This is a genomic window from Dyella solisilvae, assembly GCF_003351225.1.
GTDB lineage: Bacteria > Pseudomonadota > Gammaproteobacteria > Xanthomonadales > Rhodanobacteraceae > Dyella > Dyella solisilvae.
This window is the reverse complement of the sequence record NZ_QQSY01000002.1, coordinates 657,939-683,411: the sequence shown is the minus strand read 5'-3', so window position 1 is coordinate 683,411 and position 25,473 is coordinate 657,939. Positions and strand designations below refer to the sequence as shown.

The 25,473-nt window shown below is 67.5% G+C and carries 25 protein-coding genes; 10 read left to right on the top strand and 15 right to left on the bottom strand.

What is annotated here, in order from left to right:
• Positions 1-11: 11 nt before the first annotated feature.
• From DVT68_RS10255 to DVT68_RS10245, 3 genes are read right to left on the bottom strand one after another with little or no spacing between them, the layout of a single operon-like run.
• Positions 12-770: a glycosyltransferase family 2 protein gene (locus DVT68_RS10255; RefSeq protein WP_233523426.1), complete on the bottom strand. Its 759-nt coding sequence runs from the start codon at positions 768-770 to the stop codon at positions 12-14.
• Positions 767-1,564: a beta-ketoacyl synthase chain length factor gene (locus DVT68_RS10250; RefSeq protein WP_114824965.1), complete on the bottom strand. Its 798-nt coding sequence runs from the start codon at positions 1,562-1,564 to the stop codon at positions 767-769. Before DVT68_RS10250 ends, DVT68_RS10255 begins: the two co-directional genes overlap by 4 nt.
• Entirely contained in the window at positions 1,561-2,760 is a 1,200-nt protein-coding gene (locus tag DVT68_RS10245; protein ID WP_114824964.1) for a beta-ketoacyl-[acyl-carrier-protein] synthase family protein, read from the bottom strand. The genes DVT68_RS10250 and DVT68_RS10245 overlap by 4 nt, the downstream gene beginning before the upstream one ends.
• 160 nt (positions 2,761-2,920) lie before the next feature.
• Here DVT68_RS10245 and DVT68_RS10240 point away from each other — a divergent pair, with 160 nt between their 5' ends.
• Together DVT68_RS10240 and hemF are read left to right on the top strand one after the other, a co-directional pair.
• A complete protein-coding gene (locus tag DVT68_RS10240; RefSeq protein ID WP_233523425.1) occupies positions 2,921-3,631 on the top strand; it encodes a YdcF family protein in 711 nt (236 codons plus the stop codon).
• 181 nt (positions 3,632-3,812) lie between these two features.
• Entirely contained in the window at positions 3,813-4,715 is a 903-nt protein-coding gene (hemF, locus tag DVT68_RS10235) for an oxygen-dependent coproporphyrinogen oxidase (RefSeq protein ID WP_114824963.1), read from the top strand.
• 101 nt (positions 4,716-4,816) lie between these two features.
• On the opposite strand, the gene DVT68_RS10230 is transcribed toward hemF, so the two are convergent.
• A complete protein-coding gene (locus DVT68_RS10230) occupies positions 4,817-5,476 on the bottom strand; it encodes a DUF4097 family beta strand repeat-containing protein (protein ID WP_114824962.1) in 660 nt (219 codons plus the stop codon).
• Positions 5,477-5,623: 147 nt separating this feature from the next.
• On the opposite strand from DVT68_RS10230, the gene gpmA reads away from it, so the two are divergent.
• Positions 5,624-6,367, top strand: coding sequence for a 2,3-diphosphoglycerate-dependent phosphoglycerate mutase (gene gpmA, locus DVT68_RS10225; RefSeq protein WP_114824961.1), 744 nt, complete (start codon positions 5,624-5,626; stop codon positions 6,365-6,367).
• 114 nt (positions 6,368-6,481) lie between these two features.
• Positions 6,482-7,000 (top strand): CcdC protein domain-containing protein, encoded by a 519-nt coding sequence (locus DVT68_RS10220; protein WP_199536022.1) that lies wholly within the window; start codon positions 6,482-6,484, stop codon positions 6,998-7,000.
• A gap of 4 nt (positions 7,001-7,004) precedes the next feature.
• On the opposite strand, the gene glnK is transcribed toward DVT68_RS10220, so the two are convergent.
• Entirely contained in the window at positions 7,005-7,343 is a 339-nt protein-coding gene (gene glnK / locus DVT68_RS10215; protein WP_114824960.1) for a P-II family nitrogen regulator, read from the bottom strand.
• Between the two features lie 192 nt (positions 7,344-7,535).
• On the opposite strand from glnK, the gene DVT68_RS10210 reads away from it, so the two are divergent.
• The 3 genes from DVT68_RS10210 (at position 7,536) to DVT68_RS10200 (ending at position 11,632) form a co-directional block, all read left to right on the top strand.
• A complete protein-coding gene (locus DVT68_RS10210) occupies positions 7,536-7,784 on the top strand; it encodes an accessory factor UbiK family protein (protein WP_114824959.1) in 249 nt (82 codons plus the stop codon).
• A gap of 168 nt (positions 7,785-7,952) precedes the next feature.
• Entirely contained in the window at positions 7,953-9,452 is a 1,500-nt protein-coding gene (locus DVT68_RS10205) for a YifB family Mg chelatase-like AAA ATPase (RefSeq protein ID WP_114824958.1), read from the top strand.
• A 380-nt stretch (positions 9,453-9,832) separates the two neighbouring features.
• Positions 9,833-11,632, top strand: a complete 1,800-nt coding sequence (locus DVT68_RS10200) for a cation:proton antiporter (RefSeq protein ID WP_114824957.1) — start codon at positions 9,833-9,835, stop codon at positions 11,630-11,632.
• Between the two features lie 97 nt (positions 11,633-11,729).
• On the opposite strand, the gene aceA is transcribed toward DVT68_RS10200, so the two are convergent.
• Complete coding sequence (gene aceA, locus DVT68_RS10195) at positions 11,730-13,034, bottom strand: isocitrate lyase (protein ID WP_114824956.1); 1,305 nt, start codon at positions 13,032-13,034, stop codon at positions 11,730-11,732.
• Positions 13,035-13,162: 128 nt separating this feature from the next.
• On the bottom strand, positions 13,163-14,761 hold the full coding sequence (gene aceB, locus DVT68_RS10190) for a malate synthase A (protein ID WP_114824955.1): 1,599 nt from the start codon (positions 14,759-14,761) through the stop codon (positions 13,163-13,165).
• 125 nt (positions 14,762-14,886) lie between these two features.
• Here aceB and DVT68_RS10185 point away from each other — a divergent pair, with 125 nt between their 5' ends.
• Positions 14,887-15,927: a LysR family transcriptional regulator gene (locus tag DVT68_RS10185; protein WP_425477472.1), complete on the top strand. Its 1,041-nt coding sequence runs from the start codon at positions 14,887-14,889 to the stop codon at positions 15,925-15,927.
• A gap of 30 nt (positions 15,928-15,957) precedes the next feature.
• On the opposite strand, the gene DVT68_RS10180 is transcribed toward DVT68_RS10185, so the two are convergent.
• The 8 genes from DVT68_RS10180 to DVT68_RS10145 form a co-directional block, all read right to left on the bottom strand.
• A complete protein-coding gene (locus DVT68_RS10180; RefSeq protein WP_114824954.1) occupies positions 15,958-16,596 on the bottom strand; it encodes a LysE family translocator in 639 nt (212 codons plus the stop codon).
• A gap of 95 nt (positions 16,597-16,691) precedes the next feature.
• Positions 16,692-17,270 carry a 1-acyl-sn-glycerol-3-phosphate acyltransferase gene (locus DVT68_RS10175; RefSeq protein WP_233523424.1) on the bottom strand — a complete coding sequence of 193 codons (579 nt, stop codon included), beginning with the start codon at positions 17,268-17,270 and terminating at the stop codon, positions 16,692-16,694.
• A gap of 8 nt (positions 17,271-17,278) precedes the next feature.
• The gene (gene arfB, locus DVT68_RS10170; RefSeq protein ID WP_114824952.1) at positions 17,279-17,701 is read right to left on the bottom strand and encodes an alternative ribosome rescue aminoacyl-tRNA hydrolase ArfB; all 423 of its coding nucleotides are present in this window, start codon (positions 17,699-17,701) and stop codon (positions 17,279-17,281) included.
• Positions 17,702-17,750: 49 nt separating this feature from the next.
• Entirely contained in the window at positions 17,751-18,452 is a 702-nt protein-coding gene (locus DVT68_RS10165) for a pseudouridine synthase (protein ID WP_114824951.1), read from the bottom strand.
• 141 nt (positions 18,453-18,593) lie between these two features.
• Complete coding sequence (ubiB, locus tag DVT68_RS10160; RefSeq protein WP_425477490.1) at positions 18,594-20,234, bottom strand: ubiquinone biosynthesis regulatory protein kinase UbiB; 1,641 nt, start codon at positions 20,232-20,234, stop codon at positions 18,594-18,596.
• Positions 20,235-20,242: 8 nt separating this feature from the next.
• Entirely contained in the window at positions 20,243-20,896 is a 654-nt protein-coding gene (locus tag DVT68_RS10155; protein WP_114824949.1) for a ubiquinone biosynthesis accessory factor UbiJ, read from the bottom strand.
• A 175-nt stretch (positions 20,897-21,071) separates the two neighbouring features.
• Positions 21,072-21,536, bottom strand: a complete 465-nt coding sequence (gene trmL / locus DVT68_RS10150) for a tRNA (uridine(34)/cytosine(34)/5-carboxymethylaminomethyluridine(34)-2'-O)-methyltransferase TrmL (RefSeq protein WP_114824948.1) — start codon at positions 21,534-21,536, stop codon at positions 21,072-21,074.
• Positions 21,537-21,587: 51 nt separating this feature from the next.
• The gene (locus DVT68_RS10145) at positions 21,588-21,788 is read right to left on the bottom strand and encodes a hypothetical protein (protein WP_114824947.1); all 201 of its coding nucleotides are present in this window, start codon (positions 21,786-21,788) and stop codon (positions 21,588-21,590) included.
• Between the two features lie 278 nt (positions 21,789-22,066).
• Between DVT68_RS10145 and DVT68_RS10140 the strand changes: the two genes are divergently transcribed.
• Together DVT68_RS10140 and DVT68_RS10135 are read left to right on the top strand one after the other, a co-directional pair.
• A complete protein-coding gene (locus DVT68_RS10140; protein ID WP_114824946.1) occupies positions 22,067-24,934 on the top strand; it encodes a M16 family metallopeptidase in 2,868 nt (955 codons plus the stop codon).
• Positions 24,935-25,035: 101 nt separating this feature from the next.
• Entirely contained in the window at positions 25,036-25,464 is a 429-nt protein-coding gene (locus DVT68_RS10135) for a DUF4156 domain-containing protein (protein WP_114824945.1), read from the top strand.
• Positions 25,465-25,473: the final 9 nt, after the last annotated feature.

The window sequence follows — 25,473 nt, the reverse complement described above, 5'->3', positions numbered from 1 at the left end:
CTTCTCGCCTTTCACGTGACCGCGGTATCGAAAACGATCGGCTGCGAGGCGCGCGAGCGCCGATAGCTGCCCACGATATCGCCATGGCGGAACACCTCGCCCACCGTGTAGCTGGTGATGCGCGCGATGTCGCGCACCGGGCTGAAATGGCTGAGGCGGAACTCCCCGTGATAGCGCGAGGCGATCGGCACGGAGACCACGCCCAGGCCCTTCTGGCGCGTGGCGGCGATCAGGATCGCGGCCTCGAACACGAAGTTCTCCGCCGGCAGGTCGACCAGGTCCAGCGCCGCGCGCGGGTACCAGCGCTGGCCGCTCTGCGTATCCGCCACCGGCTGCGCGCAGGCCCAGGAGATGCCCCAGTCCGCCACCGCGTTGGCGCGGCGCCGGCCCACGGGTTGCTGCTCGCGGTCGAGCAGGCGCGCGCCGATCACGATGTGGTTGGGATAACGCCGCGCGGCGGCGGCGATGCGCGGAATGTCGCTGGCCAGGTGCTGGCCGTCGCCGTCCATGGTCAGCACGGCGTCGAAACCCTGGCGCACGGCTTCACGGAAGCCCGTGCGCAGGCCTTCGCCCTTGCCGCGGCGCTCCGGGTGGCGCAGCAGGGTCACCGGCAGCGCGCCCACGATGTCCGGCGTGCGGTCGTCCGAGCCGTCGTCGACCACGATCACAGGAACGCCGAGCGCCAGCACGGACTGCACGATGTTGCCGATCGCCGCTTCCTCGTTGAGGCAGGGGATGAGCACGCACCAGCGGACATCGTTTGTATTCAAGCAGGCGTCTCCATGACCACGCGCAGAGCCAGGGTTTCGGCGGCGGCGACGGTGCAGGCGCCTTCGCCATGGGCGAGATTTTGCATCAGCGGCCATGCCGATGCGGAAGTCGGGTTGGCCTCGTGCCAGGCGCCGGTCGGCGGCCCGGGTTGCAGGCTCTCGGCGGCGTGCGGCATCAGGGTCAGGTCGAGCCGGTAAAGGCTGCGCGCATCGACCTGCGGCGCCAGCACCAGGGCGCAGCCGAAAGAGGCGAGCGAGCCGCTCATGTCGCCGAGGGGACCATGGCCCGCGATGTCGCTGCACACCAGCAGCACCGGGCGCTGTTCGGCCACGCATAGTGTAGCCGCTTCGAGCAGGCCCGCGCCGAAGCTGGCGTGGCCGGCGCTGATCGCGCTGGAGGCCGCCTGGCAGCCGGTGGCGATGGTCCAATAGCCCGCCGGCGCGTTGTGCACCGAGTTGTGGAAGCGGGTGGGCGACAGCTCCGCCGGCGCCTGGGCCAGCGTGGCGCACATGTAATCGGAGATCAGCTGGTCGCCGTAGGTGGAGCTGAACACGCACAGCAGTTCGGCGGCGTCGCGGCCGCTCATCGCCACTGCCTGCCCCGCCACCTCGACCGCCAGCAGCACGCTTTCGGGGGCGCGCCGCCGCTCGTTGGCGGGCAACCGGGTGGCTGGCGGGCGCGCGGCGGGCGGGGTCACTTCCTCTCCGTGTACCCGCGCCTTGAGCGCGGCGAAGTCCGCCAGCGCCGCCGACCACACGCCGACGCCTTCCAGGTACACCTGCAAAGCGCTCATGCCACCGCCTTGCCGAAGGCCAGGCAGGCGTTGTTGCCGCCGAAGCCGAAGGAATTGCTCAGCGCCACGTCAATCTGGCGCTGTTCGCCGTCCAGCACGAACTGCGGTCCGCAGGCCGCGTCCAGCGTGCTGCAGCCGTGGTTGCCTGGCGCCCAGCCATGCTCAATGGCAAGCAGGGCGAACGCCGCCTCGAGAATGCCCGCGGCGCCCAGCGTGTGGCCGGTGAAGCCCTTGGTGGAACTGGCCCGCGTGCTGGCCGGGAAGGTGCGGGTCACCAGCGCGGCCTCGACCTCGTCGTTCTTCAGGCTGGCCGTGCCGTGCAGGTTGATGTAGTCGACCTGTTCAACGCCCAGTCCGGCGCGGGCCAGCGCATCGCGCAGGGCCAGCTCGGCGCCGAGCCCCTCGGGGTGCGGCGTGGACATGTGGTGGGCGTCGCTGGATTCGCCATAGCCGAGCAGGCGCGGCGCCTGCGGCGCGGCGTCGATGCGTTCGAGCAGGGCGAAGCCGGCGGCCTCGCCGATCGAGATGCCACGGCGCGCCTGGTCGAACGGGCGGCACGGCTCGGGCGACACCAGCTCCAGCGCGTTGAAGCCGAACAGCACGCTGTCGCACAGCGTGTCCACGCCGCCGACCACCGCCGCGTCGGCCAGGCCCAGGCGGATCAGCCGCTCGGCATTGGCGAACACCTTGGCGCTGGAAGAGCAGGCGGTGGAAACGGTGAGGCATGGACCTTCCAGCCCCAGCGCCTCGGCCACGAATCCCGCCAGCGAGTGGGGGGCGTGGATCAGCGGGCGGCGCAGTTCGGCGGGCATCTGGCCATCGGCGTCGAGCCGGCGGTAGCCCTCCTCGGTGGCGCCGATGCTGGCGGTGGAGGTGCCCAGCACCAGCGCGACGCGGGCCGCGCCATAGCGTTGGCGCGCGTCCAGCGCGCGCTCGATGAATTGATCCTGGTGCAGGCCCAGCCAGGCCAGGCGGTTGTTGCGGCATTCCCAGGCGGCGTGGGCGGCCGGGAGCTCGGCCTCTTCCACGCCGTCGACGCGCCCAATCCAGCAGGCAAGCGGGGCGCTGCTGAAGTCGTTGGGACGGAGCCCGCCACGGGCGGCAGCCAGGGCCGCCAACTGACTCTGGAGACCCTGTCCCAGCGCGGAAGTGGCGGTAAAGGCGCTGACGGCAAGGGGTTGGAACGAAACGGACATCAGGGAAGCCTAACCAGCGCCCGTGGCATTGCCTAGTCGGGACAACCCGGGAGGGGCCTGTCGTTCATGTTCGCAATGTCCGCGATACGGCGCGATTGCGCTGGGTCTGCCCCCTGCGCACACTCTGCTTTCGGCTTCACCATCCCCCTGGCCCCCGGTCGTGCCTCCGATCACCGCACCGCTCAAACGTGGCCCCTGGCGCTATCTGAGTGATCGCGATGTGCTGCATGCGGCCGTGGTCACCCTCGTCGCAGTGGCGCTGAGCCTGGGCCTGGTCTGGGTCGGCTACCTCATTCATGTTTGGCGGGTGGCGGCGCGCAGCCCGCTGACCCTGCCGCGACCGATGACCGTGCTGGTGTTCGGCCGCCGGCTGGTGCGCGACCGCCCCGAGCCTGATTACCAGCAACGCCTGCAACGCGCACTGGCCCTGATGAAGGCGCAGCAGACGGACCATGTCCTGCTGCTGGGCGGGCGCAGCGGCGGCGCGCTCAGCGAGGCCGCCGCCGGCAAAGCCTGGCTGGCCGGCCATGAGCTGCCGCCGGGCATCATCCTGCGGCTGGAGCAGGCTTCGGTGGACTCGCTGGAGAACCTGCGCCATGCGCGCAGCCTGCTGCTGGAAGACGGGCCGGTGACGCGCGTGCTGCCGCCGGTGGGACTGGTCACCAGCCGTTACCACCTGGCGCGCTGCCTGCTGCTGGCCCGGCGACTCGGCTTCGACGGCGTGCCGGTGGCGGCCGAGCCTTCGCTGGTGCTCAACCGGCGCATGCTGATCCGCCTGCTGGCCGAATCCGGTTACCTGATGTGGATCGACATCGGATTGCGCTGGGCCGGGCTGATCGGACACCGCCGTATGACCGCGCGTGTCAGCTGAGCCAAGCCGCTCGCCTGCAAGAGCGCAACCTGTGTCCGAATCGCCAACAAGACGTTGACGCTGCAACAGCCCGTCACGCACGTGGGGGCAGCCCGATACGCAGCACGCGACGCGTCGCCGCAGCGATGCCGTGTTTGCTGCTTGCTAAGCTTGCGACCTTCAAATACGCACGAGCGACCCGATGAGCCAGCAAGCCGACCAGGCCGAAACCTTCCTGCGCGAACTGCAGGACCGCATCTGCGCGGCGATCGAGCAGATCGACGGCCAGGCCCGCTTCGTCGAGGATGCCTGGACACGCCCGGCAGGTGGCGGCGGCCGCACGCGCGTGCTGCGCGACGGCGCCATCTTCGAGCAGGCCGGCGTCAACTTTTCGCGCGTCTACGGCCACCAGTTGCCACCCAGCGCCACCGCGCACCGGCCTGACCTCGCCGGCGGCAGCTTCGTGGCGACCGGCGTGTCGCTGGTCCTGCATCCACGCAATCCGCACGTGCCCACCACGCACGCCAACGTGCGCTACTTCGAGGCCAGCAAGGAAGGCGTGGATCCGGTGTGGTGGTTCGGCGGCGGTTTCGACCTCACCCCGTTCTATCCGCATGACGAGGATGTGCAGCACTGGCATACGGTGGCGCGCGACCTGTGCCAGCCCTACGGCGAGGATGTCTATTCGCGCTACAAGAAGTGGTGCGACGACTACTTCTACCTCAAGCACCGCGACGAGACGCGCGGCGTGGGCGGCCTGTTCTACGACGACCTGAACGAGGGAGGCTTCGAGCGCTGTTTCGCCTTCACGCGTGACGTCGGCCAGGGCTTCCTCGATGGCTATCTGCCCATCGTCGAACGCCGCAAGGACACCGCCTACGGCGAACGCGAGCGCGAGTTCCAGCTCTATCGGCGCGGTCGCTACGTGGAGTTCAACCTGGTCTATGACCGCGGCACGCTGTTCGGACTGCAGTCGGGCGGACGCACCGAGTCGATCCTGATGAGCCTGCCGCCGCGCGTGCGCTTCGAATACGCGTACGAACCCGAGGAAGGTTCGGCGGAAGCGCGGCTCAACGATTACCTCAGGCCGCGCGACTGGCTTTGAAGCGAGAAGTGAGTGGAGAGGAGTGAGCAGCGAGAGAGAACCGCTCCGTCTCTCTCTCACTCCTCACTTCTCACTTCTCGTTTCTCACTCCTGGCTTCTAGTCACTCCGTCGGCGCAGCGCCGCTGAACTTCACCGGCGTGGCGCCCTTCACCGCGCCGATCTGCGCGGTGTCGCTGACCTGCAGCACCACTTCGCGCTGGAACTCCAGCGTGCCCTGCACCACCGCATGCGGGCCGATCACCACGTGGGGCAGGCGGCTGTTGGTGTTCCAGTTGAACCAGCCACTCTGCTTCTCGACCAGGATGCCGCCTTCGACGTGGGAGTTCGCGCCGACGTTGATGTCGCCGGTGGTGGTGTGCAGGCCTCCGGCGACGTGGGCCGCATCGAGGTTGATGCTGCCGTTGACGCTGCGGACATGGCCCGTCACGTCGGCGCCCTTGCCCAGGCGGATGCCGCCATTGACGGTGTCGACCGGGCCCGCGACGTGCCCGCCCTGGCCCAGGCTGACCCCGCCATTGACCGTGTCCACGCCGGTGGCCTGGGCGCGGTCGCCCAGATCGATCGAGCCGTTGACCGTGCTGGCTTTCTGCACCACGGCGTTGTCGCCGATGTGGACGCCGCCGTTGACGGTGCTGACGTCGCCGGCATGCTGGCCGGCATCGACGTGCACGGTGCCGTTGACCTTGCTGATGTCGTTGTCGGCCTGAGCTGCCAGCGGCAGGGCCAGGACGAGGCTGAAAGCGAGAACGTGCAGACGCATGGCGAACTCCATGTAGGCGGGTTAATGGCACTAGGATGCACCCGGGCGGCTCCGGGTTTAGCGTGACCTTCGACAGGGGCCGGCGCCGATTTGACGGAGCCCCGGCGAGGCTTCACGATTCCTGGTTTCCCGCCACGAATCCCAGCCATGTACAAGCTCGTACTCATCCGCCACGGCCAGTCCCAGTGGAATCTCGACAACCGCTTCAGCGGCTGGGCCGACGTGGATCTGACCGCCCAGGGCGAAGCCGAGGCCGCCGAGGCAGGCCGCCTGCTCAAGGCCGAAGGCTATGCGTTCGATGTCGCCCACACCTCGGTGCTCAAGCGCGCGGTGCGCACCCTGTGGGGAGTGCTCGACGCGATGGACCAGATGTGGCTGCCGGTGCTGACCGACTGGCGCCTCAATGAGCGCCACTACGGCGGCCTCACAGGCCTCAACAAGGCTGAGACGGCGGCAAAGTACGGCGAGGACCAGGTGAAGGTGTGGCGCCGCAGCTACGACATCCCGCCGCCGCCGCTCGATCGCGCCGCCAACGAGTCGGTGACCGACCCGCGTTACGCTGGCCTCGACGCATCGATGATCCCGGACACCGAGTGCCTCAAGGACACTGTCGACCGCGTACTGCCGTACTGGCACGACGTGCTGGCGCCGGCGATCCGCTCGGGCCAGCGCGTGGTGGTGGCCGCCCACGGCAACTCGCTGCGCGCGCTGGTGAAGTATCTGGACAACATGTCCGAAGCCGAAATCGTCGAGCTCAACATCCCCAACGGCGTGCCGCTGGTGTACGAGTTCGACGCCGAGCTCAAGCCGATCCGTCATTACTATCTGGGCGACGCCGAGGCCATCGCCGCCAAGATGGCCGCCGTGGCCAACCAGGGCAAGGCCAAGTAAGGGGCTTCCACGGTCGCGGGTGACAGGCGTCATCCGCGATCGCTGCACCCCGTCAGTCGTCCGTCGCGGGGTAGTTCGCTAAGCTCGCCCCATACTCCTGCCGAGGCGCACGCGATGACCCCGACGATGATCTACGCGATCATGATCCCGCTGATGGTGTTCGCTGTCTGGCGCCGGGTGCGCGGCAGCTTCGGACGCCAGCCGATCCAGCGCAAACGGATGATTTCGCGCATGGTGGTGCTCGGGGTCATCGGCACACTGATGGCGCTGGGCGGCCTGCACAATCCTCGCCTGCTTGAAGGCCTGGCGGGCGGCGTCCTGGCAGGGGCAGCGCTGGGCATCGTCGGACTGCGCCTGACCCGTTTCCATCGCGACGCCAACGGCGCGGACGGCTACGTCCCCAATGCGTGGATCGGCGGCCTGCTGAGCGCACTACTGCTCGGACGCCTGGCCTGGCGCTTCCTGGTGTTGATGCCGCAGCTGCAGGATCAGGCGATGGCCCACTCGGCGCCGGGGATGGGCAACAGCCCGCTCACCTTCGCCATCTTCGGGCTGCTGATCGGCTACTACATCTGTTACTTCGCCGGCCTGCTGGTGCACCACCGCCGCTTCGAGCGCGCGCAGGCGGCGTAACGGCTCAGAGCGCGTCGTTGTCCAGCTCGCCGGTGCGGATGCGGATCACCTGTTCCAGCGAGCTGACGAAGATCTTGCCGTCGCCGATCTTGCCGGTGCGCGCCGACGACTGGATGGCTTCGACCACCCGGTCCAGCTGATCGTCACCCACCGCCACTTCCAGCTTGATCTTGGGCAGGAAGTCGACCACGTATTCGGCGCCGCGGTAGAGTTCGGTGTGGCCCTTCTGGCGTCCGAAGCCCTTCACCTCGGTCACGGTGATGCCCTGCACGCCCACCTCGGCCAGGGCCTCGCGCACATCGTCCAGCTTGAACGGCTTGATCACCGCAACCACCAGCTTCATGGGTTTTCCTCGACTTCGTTGGCTGTCGGCGCGGGCGCCGTGGGAGGGCACATTTTGCCTGCCGGCATGGGAGCCTGTCGCCTGGCGCGACGCTGTGTAGGAAAATACCTACAACTCGCAGCGGAGCATGCCGATAGTGGCATTTAAAGACATGAATCTACACTTTCTCTCGACAAGTTCGAGGTGCTATCCATGATGGATAAGCAGGATATCGATCAACTTGCCCAGCGTCTTGTTTCGTTGGTTCCACAGGGATTGGCCCAGGCGCATCAGGATTTGCGCACCAACTTCGGCGATGTCCTGGCGCAGGGATTGCGCCGCCTTGATCTGGTCACCCGCGAGGAGTTTGAGGTCCAGAGCCAGCTCTTGGCGCGCACGCGCGCCAAGGTCGAGGCCCTGGAGAAGCGAATCGCACAGCTCGAGGCCGGTGCTGCCACCTGAGTAACGGGGGGGGGCGCGGGCTCATGTCCCGGGAGCCGCCCCCGATCCGTCACCCTCACCCCGAGAACGATCGGGGGCGGCTATTTTCGAACAGGCCGCGCGAGGGAGTTGCTCCGTGTCTGAAGCTGGCAGCCACTCCCGCCGCCATACCTTGCCTCTGCCGACCCCATGAGCCTGGCCGTAACGCTCAGCCGTGCCCAGGAGGGCGTGGCGGCCCCCCAGGTCATGGTCGAGGTGCACCTTTCCGGTGGCCTGCCCGGCACGAACATCGTCGGGCTGCCCGAGGCCGCCGTGCGGGAGGCGCGCGACCGGGTGCGGGTGGCCATCCAGAACACGGCTTTCGAATATCCGAACCGCAAGGTCACGGTGAATCTGGCGCCGGCCGAGCTGCCCAAGGACGGTGGCCGCTTCGACCTGGCCATCGCGCTGGGGATCCTGGCCGCCGGCGGCCAGGTGCCGCGGGAGAAGCTCGACGATTGCGAGTTCCTCGGCGAACTGGCCTTGTCGGGAGCACTGCGCGGCGTGTCCGGCGTGTTGCCCGCCTTGTTGCGCGCGCGAGCCCGCGGGCGCCGCGTGGTGGTGCCGAGGGCCAACGCCGCCGAGGCCGCGCTGGTCTCCGACGCCGACGTACTGGTGGCCGATTCGCTGGCCGAGGTCTGCAGCTGGCTGCGTGGCGCCCAGGACCTCGCGCTGCCGGCTGGAGCGCCCGATGCGTCCTGCGCGGTGCACGGTCCTGATCTGGCGGATGTCCGCGGCCAGCGGCAGGCGCGGCGCGCCCTGGAAATTGCCGCCGCCGGCGGCCATCACCTGTTGCTGCTGGGCCCGCCCGGAACCGGCAAGACCATGCTGGCCGAACGCCTGCCCGGCATCCTGCCTCCGCTGACCGAACTGGAGGCGCTCGAAACCTGCGCCGTGCGTTCGGTGGCCGGACAGGCAGTGGATCCGGCCGACTGGCGGCGGCGGCCATTCCGGTCTCCACACCACACCAGTTCGGCGGTCGCCCTGGTGGGCGGCGGCGCGTTGCCGCGGCCGGGGGAAATTTCGCTGGCGCACAACGGCGTGCTGTTTCTCGACGAGCTGCCCGAATTTGGCCGGCACGTGCTGGATGTGCTGCGCGAGCCCATGGAGTCGGGCCATATCGTCATATCGCGCGCTGCCCGCCAATCCGCTTTTCCAGCGCAGTTCCAGCTCATTGCGGCGATGAATCCCTGTCCCTGCGGCTACGCGGGCGACCCACGGCAGCGTTGCCAGTGCACGCCCGATCAGGTCCAGCGTTACCGCAGCCGCATTTCCGGGCCGCTGCTCGACCGCATCGACCTGGCGGTGGAAGTGCCGCGCGTGCCATTGAGTGAATTGGGGGCGGCGCGAGGCGAGGCCGACGAGGATTCGGCCACCGTCCGCGCCCGCGTGGTGCGGGCCCGGCACCACGCTCTCATGCGCGCCGGGCGCTCCAATGCGGAGATCAGCCCCAAGGAGCTGGAGCGCGACTGCGCGCTGGGGCCGGCCGAGCGGCATTGGTTCGATGGCGCGCTGGAGCGGCTGGGCCTGTCGGCGCGCGCCTATCACCGCACGCTGCGGGTGGCGCGGACGATCGCTGACCTCGACGGCGGCGCGGGTTTGTTGGAGCGCACGCACCTGGCCGAGGCGTTGACCTACCGGCGGTTCTGACCGCAGGGCACGCCTGTGCGCTTTTGTTCGGCGTGCGCCCTCTGCGCGGCCACCCGGCCGCCTCGCCAGGTCTCTGTAGGACCAGTCCGCCGGTGCAGGCCAGCTCGCCCAGAGGGTGCGCTCCCAGAACGGGGGCGAGGCAATTAAATTAATTTTTAAACTGGCGGGTATTGACTCCGGATCGCGCTGGCGTATTATCTGAACCCGCTAGTTCTCTAATGAACTCAGCCCGCCACCCCGGTATCGGTACTCCCTCCCCCTCCCCCGTCCGATACCGGGGCTTGGCCTTTCTCTTCCCCTTCCTGGCGATGCCTGCGCGTAGACGTGCAGTTCACCGGCGTATCCCGATAAATCCGTCCTGGATGCCCGAAGGATCGCGCATGTCGCCCGAGGTCGGACTGCTGCTGGTGTGCATGCTGGGCGTTGGCTTCCTGGCGCAATGGATTGCCTGGCGGGTGAAGTTGCCCGCGATCCTGTTCCTGTTGCTGGCTGGCATCCTGCTGGGCCCGGTGACCCGGGTGGTGCAGCCGGACAGCCTGCTCGGACCGTTGCTGTTCCCTGTGGTCTCGCTGGCGGTCTCGCTGATCCTGTTCGAGGGCAGCCTGACCCTGCGCTTCAGCGAGCTGCCGGACATTGGTCGCGCGGTGCGGGGGCTGGTCACCTACGGCGCGGTGATCGCCGTGGCGATGCTGGGCGTGGCGGCGCATTACCTGGCCGGCCTGCGCTGGGAGGTGGCGCTCCTGTTCGGAGCGCTCACCTGCGTCACCGGGCCGACCGTGATCGCGCCGATGCTGCGCACCGTGCGTCCCAACGCGCGCATCGCCAATACCCTGCGCTGGGAAGGCATCGTGATCGACCCGCTCGGCGCGCTGTTCGCCGTGCTGGTCTACGAGGCCATCGTCTCGCACCAGCAGAACCACGCGGTGGGCGTGTTCTTCGCGCTGGTGGCCTGCGGCGCCGGCATCGGCCTGTTCGCCGCGTGGCTGCTTGCGTTCTTCCTGCGTCGGCAGATGATCCCGGAATACCTGCAGAACTACGGCGCCCTGGTCGCGGTGCTGCTGGCCTTCACGCTGTCCAACGTGATGACCCACGAGTCGGGCCTGCTGGCGGTGACGGTGATGGGCATCGCGCTGGGCAACATGCGTGGCGTGCACATCGACGACATCCTGGATTTCAAGGAAAACCTCACCACCGTGCTGGTGTCGAGCCTGTTCATCCTGCTTGCGGCGCGGCTGGCCTGGCCCTTGCCCGATGGCATGCTGTGGGGAGGCACGGCGGTTTTCATCGTGGCGCAGCTGGTGGTGCGTCCGGTCACCGTGGCCATCGCCACCATCGGCAGCAGCCTCAACTGGCGCGAGCGCGCGCTGATCGCATGGGTGGCGCCACGCGGCATCATCGCCGCGGCGGTGTCCGCGGTGTTCGCGCTGAAACTCGACTCGTTGGGGCTGGCGGGCGCGCGGGACCTGGTGCCGCTGGTGTTCATCCTGATCATCGGCACGGTGGTGGTCCAAAGCGCCACGGCCGGACCGCTTGCGCGCTGGCTGAAGGTGGCTGAGCCCGACGCCACCGGGGTGCTTATCTATGGCGCGGACCTGGCGGCGCGGCGGGTGGCGCGTGCGCTGCTCGAGGCCGGCTTTCGCGTGATCGTCGCCGATGAGCACTGGCCGAGCATCCAGCGCGCACGCATGGAAGGGCTGAGCACGTTCTACGGGCACCCGGCGACGGCTTATGCCGAGCGGCATCTCGGCCTCACCGGCATCGGCCGCCTGTTGGCCATGTCCCCTCATCGCGAGCGCAACGCGCTGGCCTGCGTGTATTACCGCCAGGAATTCGGCCGGGGCCGGATCTATCGCCTGCGCATCGAGGACACCCACGAAGCGCACGATCGCACCCGACTGGGCGGGTACCTGCTGGCGCCCGCGCTGTTTGCCGCCGACATGACCCATGAGCGTTTCAACGAACGCCTGGTCGACGGGTGGCTGATCAAATCGACCCGGCTGACGCCGACCTTTGACTGGCCCAACTTCATCGAACAGTACGGCTCCAATACGGTGCTGCTGTTCGGCGTGGAAGAACGCGGCGCCTTGCGGGTGGCTTCGGTGAAGCGCGAACTCGAGCCGCGCCCGGGCTGGCTGGTGATCGCGTTGGTGCCGCCACAACGACTGCGGCCCCACGCCTGACGCGATCCCTGCGTCGCGCGCGCGGGGAGCGCAGGACAGGGCCGCGCTCCCCACGCACGCACCGGCGTCCGTGCCGGCTCACGCAACGGTTGGATCGTCAGGCCGCGCTGGCCTGGCGCGAGGCGTGGAACTGCGCCTCTTCGGTGGAACCCTTGAGCGCCGTGGTGGATGACTGGCCCTGCTGGATGGCCTGGGTCACCGCATCGAAGTAGCCCGTGCCCACTTCGCGCTGGTGCTTCACGGCGGTGAAGCCACGCTCGGCGGCGGCGAACTCCCTCTCCTGCAGCTCCACGAACGCGCTCATCTGGCGACGCGCATAACCATAAGCCAGATCGAACATGCCGTAGTTAAGGCTATGGAAGCCGGCCAGGGTGATGAACTGGAATTTGTAGCCCATCGCGCCCAGCTCCTTCTGGAACCTGGCGATGGTGGCGTCGTCGAGGTTCTTCTTCCAGTTGAAGCTCGGCGAGCAGTTGTAGGCCAGCAGCTTGCCCGGGTACTTCGCGTGGATCGCCTCGGCGAACCTGCGCGCTTCCTCAAGGTTGGGCTTGCTGGTCTCGCACCACACCAGGTCGGCGTAGGGCGCGTAGGCGAGGCCGCGGCTGATCGCCTGCTCCAGGCCCGGACGCACGCGGAAGAAACCTTCCACGGTGCGCTCACCCGTGACGAACGGCTTGTCGTTGTCGTCGATGTCGGAGGTGAGCAGGTCGGCGGCGTCTGCATCGGTGCGCGCCACGATCAGGGTCGGCACGCCCAGCACGTCGGCAGCCAGGCGCGCGGCGTTGAGCTTGTCCACCGCCTCGCGGGTCGGCACCAGCACCTTGCCGCCCATGTGGCCGCACTTCTTCACCGAGGCCAGCTGGTCCTCGAAATGCACTCCCGCGGCGCCGGCCTCGATCATCGCCTTCATTAACTCGAATGCGTTGAGCACGCCGCCGAAGCCGGCCTCCGCGTCGGCCACGATCGGGACCATCCAGTCGATGTCGTTCTGGCCTTCGGCATGGTGCAACTGGTCGGCGCGCAGCAGCGTGTTGTTGATGCGCTTGACCACCGACGGCACCGAGTTGGCCGGATACAGCGACTGGTCGGGATACATCTCGCCGGCGAGGTTCGCATCGGCAGCCACCTGCCAACCACTGAGGTAAATCGCCTGCAGGCCGGCTTTCACCTGCTGCATCGCCTGGTTGCCGGTGAGGGCGCCCAGCGCGTTGACGAAATCCTCCTGCTGCAGCGACTTCCACAGGCGCTCGGCGCCGCGGCGGGCCAGCGAGTGCTCAACGGGCACTGTGCCGCGCAGGCGCGCCACGTCCTCGGCGCTGTAATTGCGCTGGATACCGCTCCAGCGGGGATTGTTCTTCCAGTCGAGCGCGAGCTGGTCGGCGGTGGGCAGCGTGTTCTTCATGACAAGACTCCGTAACAAGCGTGCATTGAAGGCAGGAGCGCACCCTGTGCGCGACCGCGGCGTTGCGCTGTCGTCACTTCGCGCAGTAGTCGCGCACAGGGTGCGCTCCTGCAGGACTTGGCTTGCGATCAGGCGAGCTGTTCGTAAGCGGCCAAGGTGAGGAAGTCGCCGAGTTCGTCGGCGTGCGTGAGTTGCTTGAGCAGGGTCGATGCCTGCTCGGCGCGATGGGCCACGGGGCTGCCGCTTTCGATCAGCCGGTGGGTGTGCTTGGCCAGCGAGTGGTCGAACAGCGCGGCGTCGATCGGCGCGTGGTCGGTGAACTCCAGCGGCCCCAGGTGCAACCATTGCCACAGCTGGGCGCGGGCGATCTCGGCGGTGGCGGCGTCTTCCATCAGGTGATGGATGGGCACGCAGCCCTGGCCGTCCAGCCACGAGGCGGTGTAGCGCAGCGCCACTTCCACGTTGTTGTCGAAGCCGGCGCGGGTGATGGTGCCGCTGCACGGGGCGATCAGCTGGTCGCGGCAGACATTGACGTCGGCGCGCACCACGTTGAGCTGGTTGGGCGAGGGCATGTACTTGTCGAACACTTCCTGCGCCACCGGCACCAGCGCCGGATGCGCCACCCAGGTGCCGTCGTGGCCGGCCTGCACTTCACGCAGCTTGTCGGCGCGCACCTTGGCCAGCGCCGCCTCGTTGGCGGCCTCGTCGCCCTTGATCGGGATCTGCGCGGCCATGCCGCCCATGGCGAACGCGCCGCGTCGGTGGCAGGTCTGGATCAGCAGCTCCGAATAGGCCTTCAGGAACGGCACCGTCATCAGCACCTGGCCGCGGTCGGGCAGCAGGCGGTCGCGATGGGCGCGGAAGGTCTTCAGGTAGGAAAAGATGTAGTCCCAGCGGCCGCAATTGAGGCCGACGGCACGACCGCGCAGCGCATGCAGGATCTCGTGCATCTGGAACACGGCCGGCAGCGTCTCGATCAGCACGGTGGCCTTCATGCAGTCCGGCGGCAGGTCGAGGAACTCCTCGGCGGCGGCCATCACGTCGTTCCACAGCGCCGCCTCTTCCATGGCCTGCAGCTTGGGCAGGTAGAAGTACGGGCCGCGGTCGCGGGCCTGCAGCCGGCGGGCGTTGTGGAAGGCGAACAGGCCGAAATCCACCAGCGCGCCAGCCATCGGCTCGCCGTCGACCGTGATGTGGCGCTCCGGCAGGTGCCAGCCGCGCGGGCGCACCACCAGCACGGCCGGGTTTTCTTCCACGCGGTACTGCTTGCCCTCGGGCGAGGTGTAGGCGATCGAGCCGTCCACCGCGTCGCGCAGGTTGATCTGGCCGTCGATCTGGTTGGCGAAGGTGGGCGCCGAGGAATCCTCGAAGTCCGCCATGAACACCTTTGCGCCGGAGTTGAGCGCGTTGATGATCATCTTGCGCTCGACCGGGCCGGTGATCTCCACGCGGCGGTCACGCAGGGCGGCCGGGATCGGGGCGACCACCCAGTGGCCCTCGCGGATCGCCGTCGTGTCGGTGCGGAAGTCGGGCAGCTGGCCGTCGTCGTAACGGGCCTGGCGAGCCACGCGCTCGGCCAGCAGTTCACGGCGGCGGGCGTCGAAGCGATGGTGCAGGGTCGCCAGGAAGGCCAGCGCCTCCGGAGTGAGGATGGCGTCGTGCCCCGGACGGGTGGCGCCAAGCACCTGGGCCTGGGTCGGAAAGATGCGTTCCTTGGGGACAGCCATGGCGAAATCTCCGTGATGACGATGGGATGACACTAGGTCACGGAAAATCGCTTTGACAAAGTAAATGTTTCAATTTTTGGTATTAATATCCCCAATGTGTTCTGCAACTAGTTGAGTTATAAGACGTGAAAACACCCAAACAATTGCTGCAGGTGCGGAAAAAAGCCCGATCCAAGCCGTCGAAACGTCCCGAACGCGGGGCCGGCGGCGCGGACGCGGGCAGCCGGTTCTACTACAAGGGCAACCGCCAGAAGCAGATGCGCGCCTTCGTCTACACGGTGAAGCTGGGCACCCTGACGCGCGCCGCCGAGGCCCTTTTTCTGTCTCAGCCATCGGTGAGCCTGCAGCTGCAGGCGCTGGAGCGCGAGCTGGGCGTGACCCTGCTGGAGCGCCGCCGCCGTCGCATCAACCTCACCGACGCCGGCGAGGCGCTGTACGAGCTGGCCCGCCCACTGGTAGAGGGCTGGGAGAACCTAGACCGCGACTTCCAGGCCAGGGTGAAGGGGTTGCAGGGCGGACGACTGACCATCGCCGCCGGCAGCTCGACCATCCAGTACCTGCTGCCCGACCTGGTGCGCCGATACCGCGAGCAGTTTCCCGAGGTGCATCTGCAGCTCGCCAACGTCACCGGCAAGGATGGCCTGGCGCTGCTGCGCGCTGATGAAGCCGACTTCGCGGTGGGTTCGATGCTGGACGTGCCCAACGACATCGCCTGGGCGCCGGTCTACCACTACGACCCGATGCTGATCACCCCGCTGGACCATCCGCTGGCGGGCAAATCCTCGCTCACCCTGCAGGACCTTTCGCCCTACGGCCTGATCCTCCCGCCCCAACGTCTGTCGACCTACCGCCTGGTGGACCTGGTGTTCCAACAGCGGCAGGTGCCGTACCGGGTAGCGATCGAGGTGGGCGGCTGGGAGGTGATCAAGGAGTACGTGGCGATGGGCCTGGGCATCTCCATCGTCACCGGCATCTGCATCACCGAGGCGGACCGCTCGCGTCTGGCCGTGCGCAACATGAAGCAATACTTCCCCCAGCGCAGCTACGGCGTGGTGATGCGCAAGGGCAAGTTCCTCACCGCCGAGGCGCGCGCATTCGTCGACCTGATCCGGCCGGGATTGCTGACTCATCGCGACTACGACGAGTCCGGCCACTCCGAGCGCTGATCGCGCCCGTGCAGCGATGGTGTGCGGGGGTCAGGACTGGCGCTGCAGCGCCAGCTTCACGCCAAAGCCCAGCAGCACCGTGCCGCACACGCGGTCCATCCACTGTCCTATGTGCGGGCGTGCGTTGAGCAATCGGTGGACGTGCCCGCCGAGCAAGGCCAGCACCATCGACCAGGTCGTGCCGGTGCCGATGAAGCTCAGGCCCAGCACCATCAGGCCCAACTGCGGGTGCGAAGCCTGCATCGACACGAACTGCGGCAGGAAGGCGAGGAAGAACAGCGCCACCTTGGGATTGAGCACGTTGGTCAGCATGCCCTGGCGGAAGGCGGCGGCAAGGCCTTTGCCGCGCGTCACCGTGGGTGGACGCGCGCTACCGCTCCGGGTCAGCAGCATGCGCAGGCCGATCCACAGCAGGTAAGCGGCGCCGAGGTACTTGAGCACGCTGAAGGCCAGCGCCGAAGTCATCAGGATCGCCGAGATGCCCAGCACGGCCGCCAGCGTGTGCACGATGCAGCCGGCGTTGATGCCGAGCGCCGCCGCCACGCCTACCGCGCGGCCTTCGCGGCCGCTGCGGGTGAGGATGTAGAAGGTGTCCAGGCCCGGCGTCATGTTCAGCGCGATGCAGGCGAGCAGGAAGGCCTCGAAGTGCTGGATGCCGAGCGACGTCACCGGGATTCCCTCATGAATGAGTGACTGCACCCATTGAAGAGTGCAGCCATGGATGGCTGCCTCTTGATCTTCGCGGTCATGGATGACCGCACAAATCAAGCATTGCGGTGCTTGCCGCGGTACGGCGAGAACAGCGCGCGGATCTTCGTCATGTCGGCGTCGTGGTCGCCGGTCGCGCGCACCACCGGCCCGAAGGTGAAGGTCTTGGTCGGGTAGTCGATGAAGAGCGTCTGGATGGGCACGTTGGCGTCGTGCGCAATGCGCAGGAAGCCTGACTTCCAGTGCTTCACCTTCTTGCGCGTGCCCTCGGGCGTGATGCCCAGCCACATGCGGTCCTTCTCTGCGAAGCGCTTCACCATCTGGCCCACCACGTTGAGCGCGGCGCTGCGATTGATGCCGATCATGCCAATCGGGCGCAGGAAGATGCCCAGCGGCCCGTCGAGCACCTCGCGCTTGATGATGATGTTGATGTCCACGCCCAGGCCGATCTTCATCAGCAGGCCGTAATAGCCATCCCAATAGGACGAATGGGGCGCCCCGATCAGGATCAACTTGGGCTCGTTGGGCAGCTCGCCAAGCAGCCGCCATCCACTCAGGCGCAGCAGCACGCGCGCCAGCCAGGGCCAGAAGCGGCTGTTGAGCTTGGGTGCTTCGGGCGGTGCGGATGGGAGCATCCGGTTACTCATTCACGACTCCAGTCACGCGAACGTGTTTGCTTGATTTTGCCTCGCTGCTGCTTGCCGGCGAGGCGGCGCTCTTTCGAGCCGCGAGTGGGTTTGGTGGCAATGCGCGCCTTGGGAACGATCAGCGCGCCTCGGATGATCTCGACCAGCCGCTCCCGCGCATCCTCGCGGTTGCGGCTTTGGTCGCGGAAGCGCCGAGCCTGGATCACCAGCACGCCGTCGTCGGTGAGACGACGGTCGCGCCGCGCCAACAGGCGAGCCCGCAAGGGCTCGGGCAGGGACGGCGAATGCGCCACGTCGAAGCGCAGTTCGACTGCGCTTTCGGTGCGATTGACGTGCTGCCCACCGGGACCGTCGGCACGCAGGAAGCGCTCGGTCAGCTCGGTCTCGGGCAGGACGATGGATCGGCTGATCGTGAGCATGAAGTGAAGTTTAGCGGCGTGGCACGACACCCCGCCATCGCGCACTGCATCAGGCTTCGGGCAGCGACCAGCCGAAGCGTGCGAGCAGCGCCTGGTAGGCCAAATCGAGCGGCGCTTCCAGTCGCATCGGCGCCCCCGTGACCGGATGGCTGAAGCTCAGGCGCCAGGCGTGCAGCAGCATGCGGTGACAGCTGAAGTACTGCTTGTACAGACGGTTGTGGTCGCTGCGCCCGTGCTGGCAGTCGCCGATGATGGGGTGGTGGATGTGCGCCATGTGCTTGCGGATCTGGCGGAAGCGGCCGGTGTGAGGCTCCGCCAGCACCATCGCATAGCGCTGCTGCGGATAGCGGCCCAGGGCGATGTCGACTTCGGTGGTGGCCAGGCGCTGGTAGCTGGTGCTTGCGTCGCGTCGCGGACCGGTCTCGCGCGAGCCGGGCAGGGGATAGTCAATCAGGCCCTCTGCCGGCTCCGGCCAGCCGCGCACCACGGCGAGGTACTGCTTTTGCACGTCGCGCCCCATGAACTGCTCGCCGAGCGCGGCGGCGATCTCGCTGGAGCGCGCCACCAGCAGCACGCCGCTGGTCGCACGGTCCAGGCGATGGGCGAGATAGGTGACGCCGCCAACCTGCTCGCGCAGCAGGTCGATCAGGAACTCCTCGGCATTCCCCACCATCTTGGAGCGGTGCACGGCCAGGCCGGCCGGCTTGTTGACCGCGATGAGGGCGTCGTCTTGGTAGAGGATGTCGAGCATGGTGGCGAATGGGAACGATCTAGCGGCTTACTTCATCAGTGCCGTCATCCCGGCGAAGGCCGGGATCCAGTGTCTTTCAATCTTGTTTGTACGGCAGAAAGTCACTGGATCCCGGCCTTCGCCGGGATGACGTTGAGGGGGTTATGAGTGGCGGGGCCAGCCCGCTGCGAATGACAGCAGGCCGGCGGCCGCGGCTATCGCGGCAGGCCAGGCGCCGTGTTCTGCCGCCTGTGTCCACAGCACCGCGGCGCCCAACAACAGGCTCCCGCCCAGCAGTCCAAACGCCAGCGCGCGCTGCGTGCGATGGGATTCCTCACGCCGCTGCGCGAGCTCGCGCGGGTCGGCCACGGTCTGTCGCTCGCCCTTGGCCACCTGGCGCAAGGCGTCGCGGATAAGTTCGGGGAACTGCGGCGCGGCGTTGAACCACTCGGGCAGGCGCTTGCGTACCTCGCGCAGCGTACGGCGAGGGCTGTAGCGGTCGCGCAGGATGCGTTCGAGCACCGGATGGGCCACGGCCCAGATGTCGATCTGCGGATCGAGCATGCGGCCCACGCCTTCGATGTTGAGCAGGGTCTTCTGCAGCAGGATCAGCTGTGGCTGCAGGGTGAGCTCGTAGCGGCGCGCGGTCTGAAACAGCTTGACCACCAGCTCGGCCAGCGAGATCTGCGACAGCGGGCGGGTGAAGTAGGGCTCGCACACCGTGCGCACGGCGGCGGCCAGCTCATCGATGCGCACCGTGGACGGCATCCAGCCGGCGTCGACGTGCAGCTGCGCGATGCGCGCGTAGTCGCGCTCGAACAGGGCGATGAAGTTCTGCGCGAGCCAGTACTGGTCCTGTTCCGGCAGCGAGCCCATGATGCCGAAGTCCAGCGCGATGAAGCGTGGCTCACCGGGGCGCGTGGTATCCACCCAGATGTTGCCGGGATGGGCGTCGGCGTGGAAGAAGTTGTCGCGGAACACCTGTTCGTAGAACAGCCGCACGCCCTTCACCGCCAGCGCCTTGCGGTCCACGCCGGCGGCATCGAGCGCGGCGATGTCATCGCAGCTCACGCCGTGCACGCGCTCGAGGGTGAGCACGCGTTCGGCCGTGTGGTCCCAATGCACGGCGGGCACGTACAGGTCGACGCCGCTCTCGAAATTGCGGCGCAGCAGGCTGGCGCTGGCGCCTTCGCGCTGCAGATCCAGCTCGTTCTCCAGCATCTTCTCGACTTCGGCCACCACGTCGAGCGGGCGGATCTTGTCGGCGTTGGGATGCCAGCGCTGGGCCAGCTCGCCGAGCGAGCGCAGCAGCTTGATGTCCCGCGCAATGCGCTGTTCGATGGCCGGACGCAGCACTTTCACCACCACCGCGCTGCCGTCGTGCAGGGTGGCGGCGTGCACCTGGGCGATGGAGGCGGAAGCCAGCGGCGTTTCGTCGAAGTCTGCGTAGAGGCGGTCGATCGGGGCCTTGAGCTGCTGCTCGACGATCGCGCGCGCCTCGGCGCCGGGGAACGGCGGCACCTGATCCTGCAACTGCGCCAGTTCGTCGGCGATGTCGGGCGGGACGAGGTCGCGTCGCGTCGACAGCACCTGGCCGGCTTTCACGAAGATCGGCCCGAGGTCGGTCAACGCCAGGCGCAGGCGGGCGCCGCGCGAAAGCGTGCGGACGTCCACCCGTGGCTTGGCCGCAAACGGGCGCACCAATTTGAGCGGGCGGAACAGATGGGCGGCGTCGACCAGCTCGTCGAGCCGGTACGCCAGCAGCACGGAGGCGACGCGCATCACGCGCGGTACGACCTTCAGGGGTGTCCTCACGCGCCCGGTCCCTTCTTCAGGCGCTGCTCCAGGCGCGCCAGTCGCGCCTCGAGCCGATCGCTGCGTTCGCGCAATTCGTCCACGCCGTCGAGAAAGCTTTCCACCTCGCCAGGCGCCGCCGCCACGCGTACTTCATCGCGTAGCCAGTCGGCCGTATCAGTGGCCAGATGGCTGCCCGATTCCTTCGCATGCGCCAGGCCGCTGCGCACCGCCTTGGCCAGCGGCACGCCGAGCACGTCGCCGAAGGTGCGCGCAAAGGCTTCCTCGAAGTCCGGCGCGAACTTGCTGGCGAGCTTCTCAAGGCGGCGGGCCAGGTCGGCGTCGCCGGCGATATCTACTTTGCCAGGGGCCACGCCCTCATCGTCGCGCTTGACCAACATCGCCAGCAGGCTGCCCGGGGTGGCGGCGACGCGCAGATGGTTGTCCGGTTGAGCAGGACCAACCTTGAGGCGCTCGCCTTCCACCGTAACGGACAGCGCCAGTTCGGGGCCGCGCAGGTGCAGCTGCACGCTGCGGCCGTCCAGCGCGGACAGGCGTCCGACGGTGTCCGGGTCGAGCGAAAGCGTGTGGTTGAGTGCGGTTTCCAGCGCGCGGCCGGCAAGGGCGCGCAACGGGCGTGGCAGCAGGGAGCGGGGCGAAGAGGCAGTCATGGCAGCGATTGTAACGGTTGAGGCCGTGGCGCCAGCGTTCTGGCGGCGAAACGTCAACGCCATTCCTTGGCGTTACCGGAAGGGGGTGCGGCGCCGGAACCCCTGATGCTGCTGGCGGAGGGAAGGCTTGCGTGAGTCCCCCCATGCAAGCCGCGGTCGCGCACAGGGCGCGCTCCTACACGGCGCCTTCGAAGCCCAGTTGGCGCCACGCCTCGTACACCGCCACGGCGACGGTGTTGGACAGGTTCAGGCTGCGGCTGTCGGGCCGCATCGGCAGGCGCAGGCGTTGCGCCTCGGGAATGGTGTCGAGCACCTCGCCGGGCAGGCCGGCGGTCTCGCAGCCGAACAGCAGCGCGTCGCCCTTGCTGAAGCGTGCGTCCACATGGGCCACGCGACCGCGCGTGGAGAAGGCGAATACCCTTGGCTGGCCGATGCCCTCGAGACAGCTGGCCAGGTCGTCGTGCACCGCCAGCTGCGCATATTCGTGGTAGTCCAGGCCTGCGCGTCGCAGGCGCGCATCGTCCAGCTCGAATCCCAAGGGGCGGATCAGGTGCAACGTGGCGCCGGTGTTGGCGCACAACCTGATCGCATTGCCAGTGTTCGGCGGTATCTCGGGTCGGAAAAGAATGACATGTAGCATCCGGCCATTATCGGGTCTCTCCCGGACCCGCGAAACGGTAAGCGTCCCTGCTCAGCCGTTGAGGCGCGGGCACACCACGCCATCAGGCGGCAGTGCACAGGCAGTAGGAGTGGCGATCAGCTGGCCGGCGGAACCGGCGGCGGCGAGACGCACCGCGTCCGGCGAGGCATTCACCATGGCGCCCAACACGAGTCCGCAAACCAGCAGGCAAGCGACGAACAGGCCGCGCAGCATAAAGGCTTCGAATTTCATGATTCATATCTCCGATGAAAGTGGGGTAGGTCCTGCACGGTAGGTATGGCAAGGCTCGTGCCAAGCCCTCGTTCACTTTCAAGTGACTGTGCTTGTTGAAAATTCTTCAGAAGCGTCGGGAATCGATGGCTGTCCGCGGACAGCGACCGTCCGCGCCCGGACAACCGGACGGACACTCGTCCGGGCACCAAACGCCGTGCCATTGGTCATTTGCCAAGGTCCGGAGGCGTGGCTAGCCTCCGATCGTTCACCGGTAGCAACAATTCAGGAGTGCCGTAATGGCAAGAAAGCCCCTCGCCCTGCTCGTCGCAGGTCTGCTCAGCGTCTCCGCCGGTTTGCCGGCCGTGGCTGCCCCCAGCGCGGTGGTGGAATCGGCAGCGACCGCCGTCCCCGACATCGCCTATACCCGGTTCACCCTGTCCAACGGCCTCACCGTGGTGGTGCATGAAGACCACAAGGCGCCAGTCGTGGCGGTGAGCATCTGGTACCACGTGGGCTCGGCCGACGAACCCAAGGGCAAGACCGGTTTCGCGCACCTGTTCGAGCATCTGATGTTCTCCGGTTCGGAGAACCACAAGGGCACCTACTTTCAGCCGTTCGAGCTGGCTGGCGCCACCGACATGAACGGCACCACCTGGTTCGACCGCACCAACTATTTCGAGACGGTGCCCACCACCGCGCTGGACATGGCGCTGTGGATGGAATCGGACCGCATGGGTCACCTGCTGGGCGCGATCGGCCAGAAGGAACTCGATACCCAGCGCGGCGTCGTGCAGAACGAGAAGCGCCAGGGCGAGAACCGCCCATATGGCCGCGTGGACCAGAACATCCTGTCCAACACCTTCCCGGGCAACCATCCCTACCAGCACGACACCATCGGCTCGATGGCCGACCTCAACGCGGCCTCCCTCGCCGACGTGAAGCAGTGGTTCCACGATTACTACGGCGCCGCCAACACCGTGCTGGTGCTGGCCGGCGACATCACTGTGGCCGAGGCGAAGGCCAAGGCCGAGAAGTACTTTGGCGACATCCCGGCGGGTCCGGCGGTGCCGCGCCAGCAGGCGTGGATCACCCCGCTGGAGAAGTCCACGCGCGGCGTGCAGCACGACCATGTGGCTCAGCCGCGCATCTATCGCACCTGGGTGGTTCCGCAGCTCGGTACCGACGACGCCATCCTGCTCGACCTCGCCTCCACCGTGCTCGGTGGCGGCAAGACCTCGCGTCTGTACCAGCGGCTGGTCTACCAGGACAAACTGGTCGACGACATCTCGGCGAGCATCTCGCCGTTCGCACTGGCCAGCCAGTTCCAGATTCAGGCCGACGTGAAGGACGGCGTGGATCCGGCCAAGGTCGAGGCGGTGATCCAGGAGGAGCTGAAGCGGTTCCTCGCCGAAGGCCCGACCGCCGATGAACTCGAGCGCGCCAAGATCGGCAACCGCGCCGGCTTCGTGCGTGGCTTGGAGAAGGTCGGTGGCTTTGGCGGCAAGGCGGTGATCCTGGCCGAGGGTCAGGTCTACCGTGACGATCCCGGCGCCTACAAGAAGGACCTGCAGCGCGCCGACGCTGCCACTGCGGCCAGCGTCAGGGCGGCCGCCGAGAAGTGGCTGAGCAAGGGTGACTACCTGCTCACCGTGCTGCCCGCCGGCCCCGGTTTCGATCCGGACGCCGAGGAAGCCAAGGTGGTGGCGCTGCCGCCGGCCACCAGCCGGCCGGAGCCCAAGCTGCCGCCGAAGCAGGAATATGTGGTCGGCAAGAGCCAGGTGGATCGCAGCAAGGGCGTGCCCGAAGTGACGCAGTTCCCGGACCTGAGCTTCCCCGCGCTCGAGCGCGGCAAGCTCAAGAACGGCATCGAGGTGATCCTGGCCCAGCGCCACACCATCCCGGTGACCCATGTGCAACTGATGTTCAACTCGGGCTACGCCGCCGACCAGGGCCGCAAGCTCGGCACGGCCAGCTTCACCACCACCCTGATGAACGAGAGCACCAAGGACCTCGACTCGGTCGAAGTGTCCAAGCGCAAGCAGCGCCTGGGCGCCATCACGCGCGTCGGCTGCGGGCTCGATTCGTGCTCGGCCTCGCTTAACGCGCTCAACGAGCAGTTGCAGCCTTCGCTGGCGCTGTTTGCCGACATCGTGCGCAACCCGGCGTTCAAGGCTGAGGACATCGAGCGCATCCGCGGCCAGTGGCTGGCCGGCATCGCGCAGGAAAAGACCCAGCCCACTGCGCTGGCCCTGCGCACCTTGCCACCGCTGATCTACGGCGCGCATCACGCCTACGGCATTCCGTTCACCGGCTCGGGCACGGAGGAGGCGATCAAGGCGATGCAGGCTAGTGACCTGACGTCCTTCCAACGCGACTGGCTGCGCCCGGACAACCTCAAGATTCTGGTTGCCGGCGACACCACGCTGCAGCAGATCATCCCGCAGCTTGAGGCCGCCTTCGGTGACTGGACGGCGCCGTCCACGCCGGTGCCGAAGAAGAACATCGCCACCGTGGCGCCGCAGCCCAAGCCGCGCGTGTTCCTGATCAACAAGCCGGAGGCGCCGCAGTCGCTGATCCTGGCCGGCCTGCTCGCGCCTTCGAGCAAGGCGCCGAACGAGCTGGCCATCGACGTGGGCAACGGCGCGTTCGGTGGCAGCTTCACCTCGCGTCTCAACATGAACCTGCGCGAAGACAAGCGCTGGGCTTATGGCGCCTTCAGTTTCATGCGCGATGCGATCGGCCAGCGCCCGTTCCTGATTTACGCGCCGGTGCAGACCGACAAGACCGCAGAGTCCGCGCAGGAGGTGCTGAAGGAATCCAAGGATGTGATCGGGCCGCGTCCGCTCACCACGCAGGAGGTCGACAAGATCAAGGACTCCAACATCCGCGGCCTGCCGGGCAGTTTCGAGACCAGCGCCGAGGTGTTGGGCGCCTTGAGCGAGATCGTGCAGTTCTCCCGCCCCGACGACTACGTGCAGACGCTGAAGGCCCGCACCCAGGCGGTGACCCAGGGCGACGCCCAGGGCGCGCTCGAGGAGATCATCAAGCCCGGCGCGATGACCTGGGTGATCGTGGGCGACCTGAAGAAGATCGAGCAGCCGGTGCGGGCGCTCAAGCTCGGCGAGGTGCAGGTGATCGACGGCGACGGCAAGCCGGCCAAGTAAAAATCGGCAAGAACCTGTGGGGACTGTTCACGTTCCCGGGTTAGCATGGGGCCGGGCGGATAACCGCCCGGCCTTTTCTCGTTCACGTTCCGGAGCTACCCATGCGCAAGACCCTGCTGTTGCTCGTTCCCATCGCGTTGCTCGGCGCCTGCACCTACGGCATCACGCTGGACGATGCCGGCAAGAACGTCCGCACGGCCTGGACTGGCGATCTGTCCTCCTGCCATGAAATGGGCAAGGTGACGGTATCGGTCATGGACCACGTCGGTCCGGTCAACCGCAATGACATCAAGGTGCGCGACGAACTGGAAGTCATGGCGCGCAACGAGGCCGCCAAGATGCACGCCGACACCATCCGCCCGCTGGGCGATCCCACCGATGGCTCGCAGGCCTGGGGCGCCTATCAGTGTGGCAACACCCAGTTGGCGCCGGCCAATCGCCCGGCGACCACGCCGACCAATCCGGCCAGCCAGCCCAATCCGCAAACCACGCCTGGCGGGTTCGAAACCTACCCGGTCAAGGGCAACTGAGCCCGGGCC

What these genes read in the sequence shown, in the direction of transcription:
- DVT68_RS10250 (WP_114824965.1), bottom strand. Translation starts at nt 1,564, where the DNA reads ATGAGCGCTTTGCAGGTGTACCTGGAAGGCGTCGGCGTGTGGTCGGCG.
- DVT68_RS10245 (WP_114824964.1), bottom strand. Translation starts at nt 2,760, where the DNA reads ATGTCCGTTTCGTTCCAACCCCTTGCCGTCAGCGCCTTTACCGCCACT.
- hemF (WP_114824963.1), top strand. Translation starts at nt 3,813, where the DNA reads ATGAGCCAGCAAGCCGACCAGGCCGAAACCTTCCTGCGCGAACTGCAG.
- DVT68_RS10230 (WP_114824962.1), bottom strand. Translation starts at nt 5,476, where the DNA reads ATGCGTCTGCACGTTCTCGCTTTCAGCCTCGTCCTGGCCCTGCCGCTG.
- gpmA (WP_114824961.1), top strand. Translation starts at nt 5,624, where the DNA reads ATGTACAAGCTCGTACTCATCCGCCACGGCCAGTCCCAGTGGAATCTC.
- DVT68_RS10220 (WP_199536022.1), top strand. Translation starts at nt 6,482, where the DNA reads ATGACCCCGACGATGATCTACGCGATCATGATCCCGCTGATGGTGTTC.
- glnK (WP_114824960.1), bottom strand. Translation starts at nt 7,343, where the DNA reads ATGAAGCTGGTGGTTGCGGTGATCAAGCCGTTCAAGCTGGACGATGTG.
- DVT68_RS10210 (WP_114824959.1), top strand. Translation starts at nt 7,536, where the DNA reads ATGATGGATAAGCAGGATATCGATCAACTTGCCCAGCGTCTTGTTTCG.
- DVT68_RS10205 (WP_114824958.1), top strand. Translation starts at nt 7,953, where the DNA reads ATGAGCCTGGCCGTAACGCTCAGCCGTGCCCAGGAGGGCGTGGCGGCC.
- DVT68_RS10200 (WP_114824957.1), top strand. Translation starts at nt 9,833, where the DNA reads ATGTCGCCCGAGGTCGGACTGCTGCTGGTGTGCATGCTGGGCGTTGGC.
- aceA (WP_114824956.1), bottom strand. Translation starts at nt 13,034, where the DNA reads ATGAAGAACACGCTGCCCACCGCCGACCAGCTCGCGCTCGACTGGAAG.
- aceB (WP_114824955.1), bottom strand. Translation starts at nt 14,761, where the DNA reads ATGGCTGTCCCCAAGGAACGCATCTTTCCGACCCAGGCCCAGGTGCTT.
- DVT68_RS10175 (WP_233523424.1), bottom strand. Translation starts at nt 17,270, where the DNA reads ATGCTCCCATCCGCACCGCCCGAAGCACCCAAGCTCAACAGCCGCTTC.
- arfB (WP_114824952.1), bottom strand. Translation starts at nt 17,701, where the DNA reads ATGCTCACGATCAGCCGATCCATCGTCCTGCCCGAGACCGAGCTGACC.
- DVT68_RS10165 (WP_114824951.1), bottom strand. Translation starts at nt 18,452, where the DNA reads ATGCTCGACATCCTCTACCAAGACGACGCCCTCATCGCGGTCAACAAG.
- DVT68_RS10155 (WP_114824949.1), bottom strand. Translation starts at nt 20,896, where the DNA reads ATGACTGCCTCTTCGCCCCGCTCCCTGCTGCCACGCCCGTTGCGCGCC.
- trmL (WP_114824948.1), bottom strand. Translation starts at nt 21,536, where the DNA reads ATGCTACATGTCATTCTTTTCCGACCCGAGATACCGCCGAACACTGGC.
- DVT68_RS10145 (WP_114824947.1), bottom strand. Translation starts at nt 21,788, where the DNA reads ATGAAATTCGAAGCCTTTATGCTGCGCGGCCTGTTCGTCGCTTGCCTG.
- DVT68_RS10140 (WP_114824946.1), top strand. Translation starts at nt 22,067, where the DNA reads ATGGCAAGAAAGCCCCTCGCCCTGCTCGTCGCAGGTCTGCTCAGCGTC.
- DVT68_RS10135 (WP_114824945.1), top strand. Translation starts at nt 25,036, where the DNA reads ATGCGCAAGACCCTGCTGTTGCTCGTTCCCATCGCGTTGCTCGGCGCC.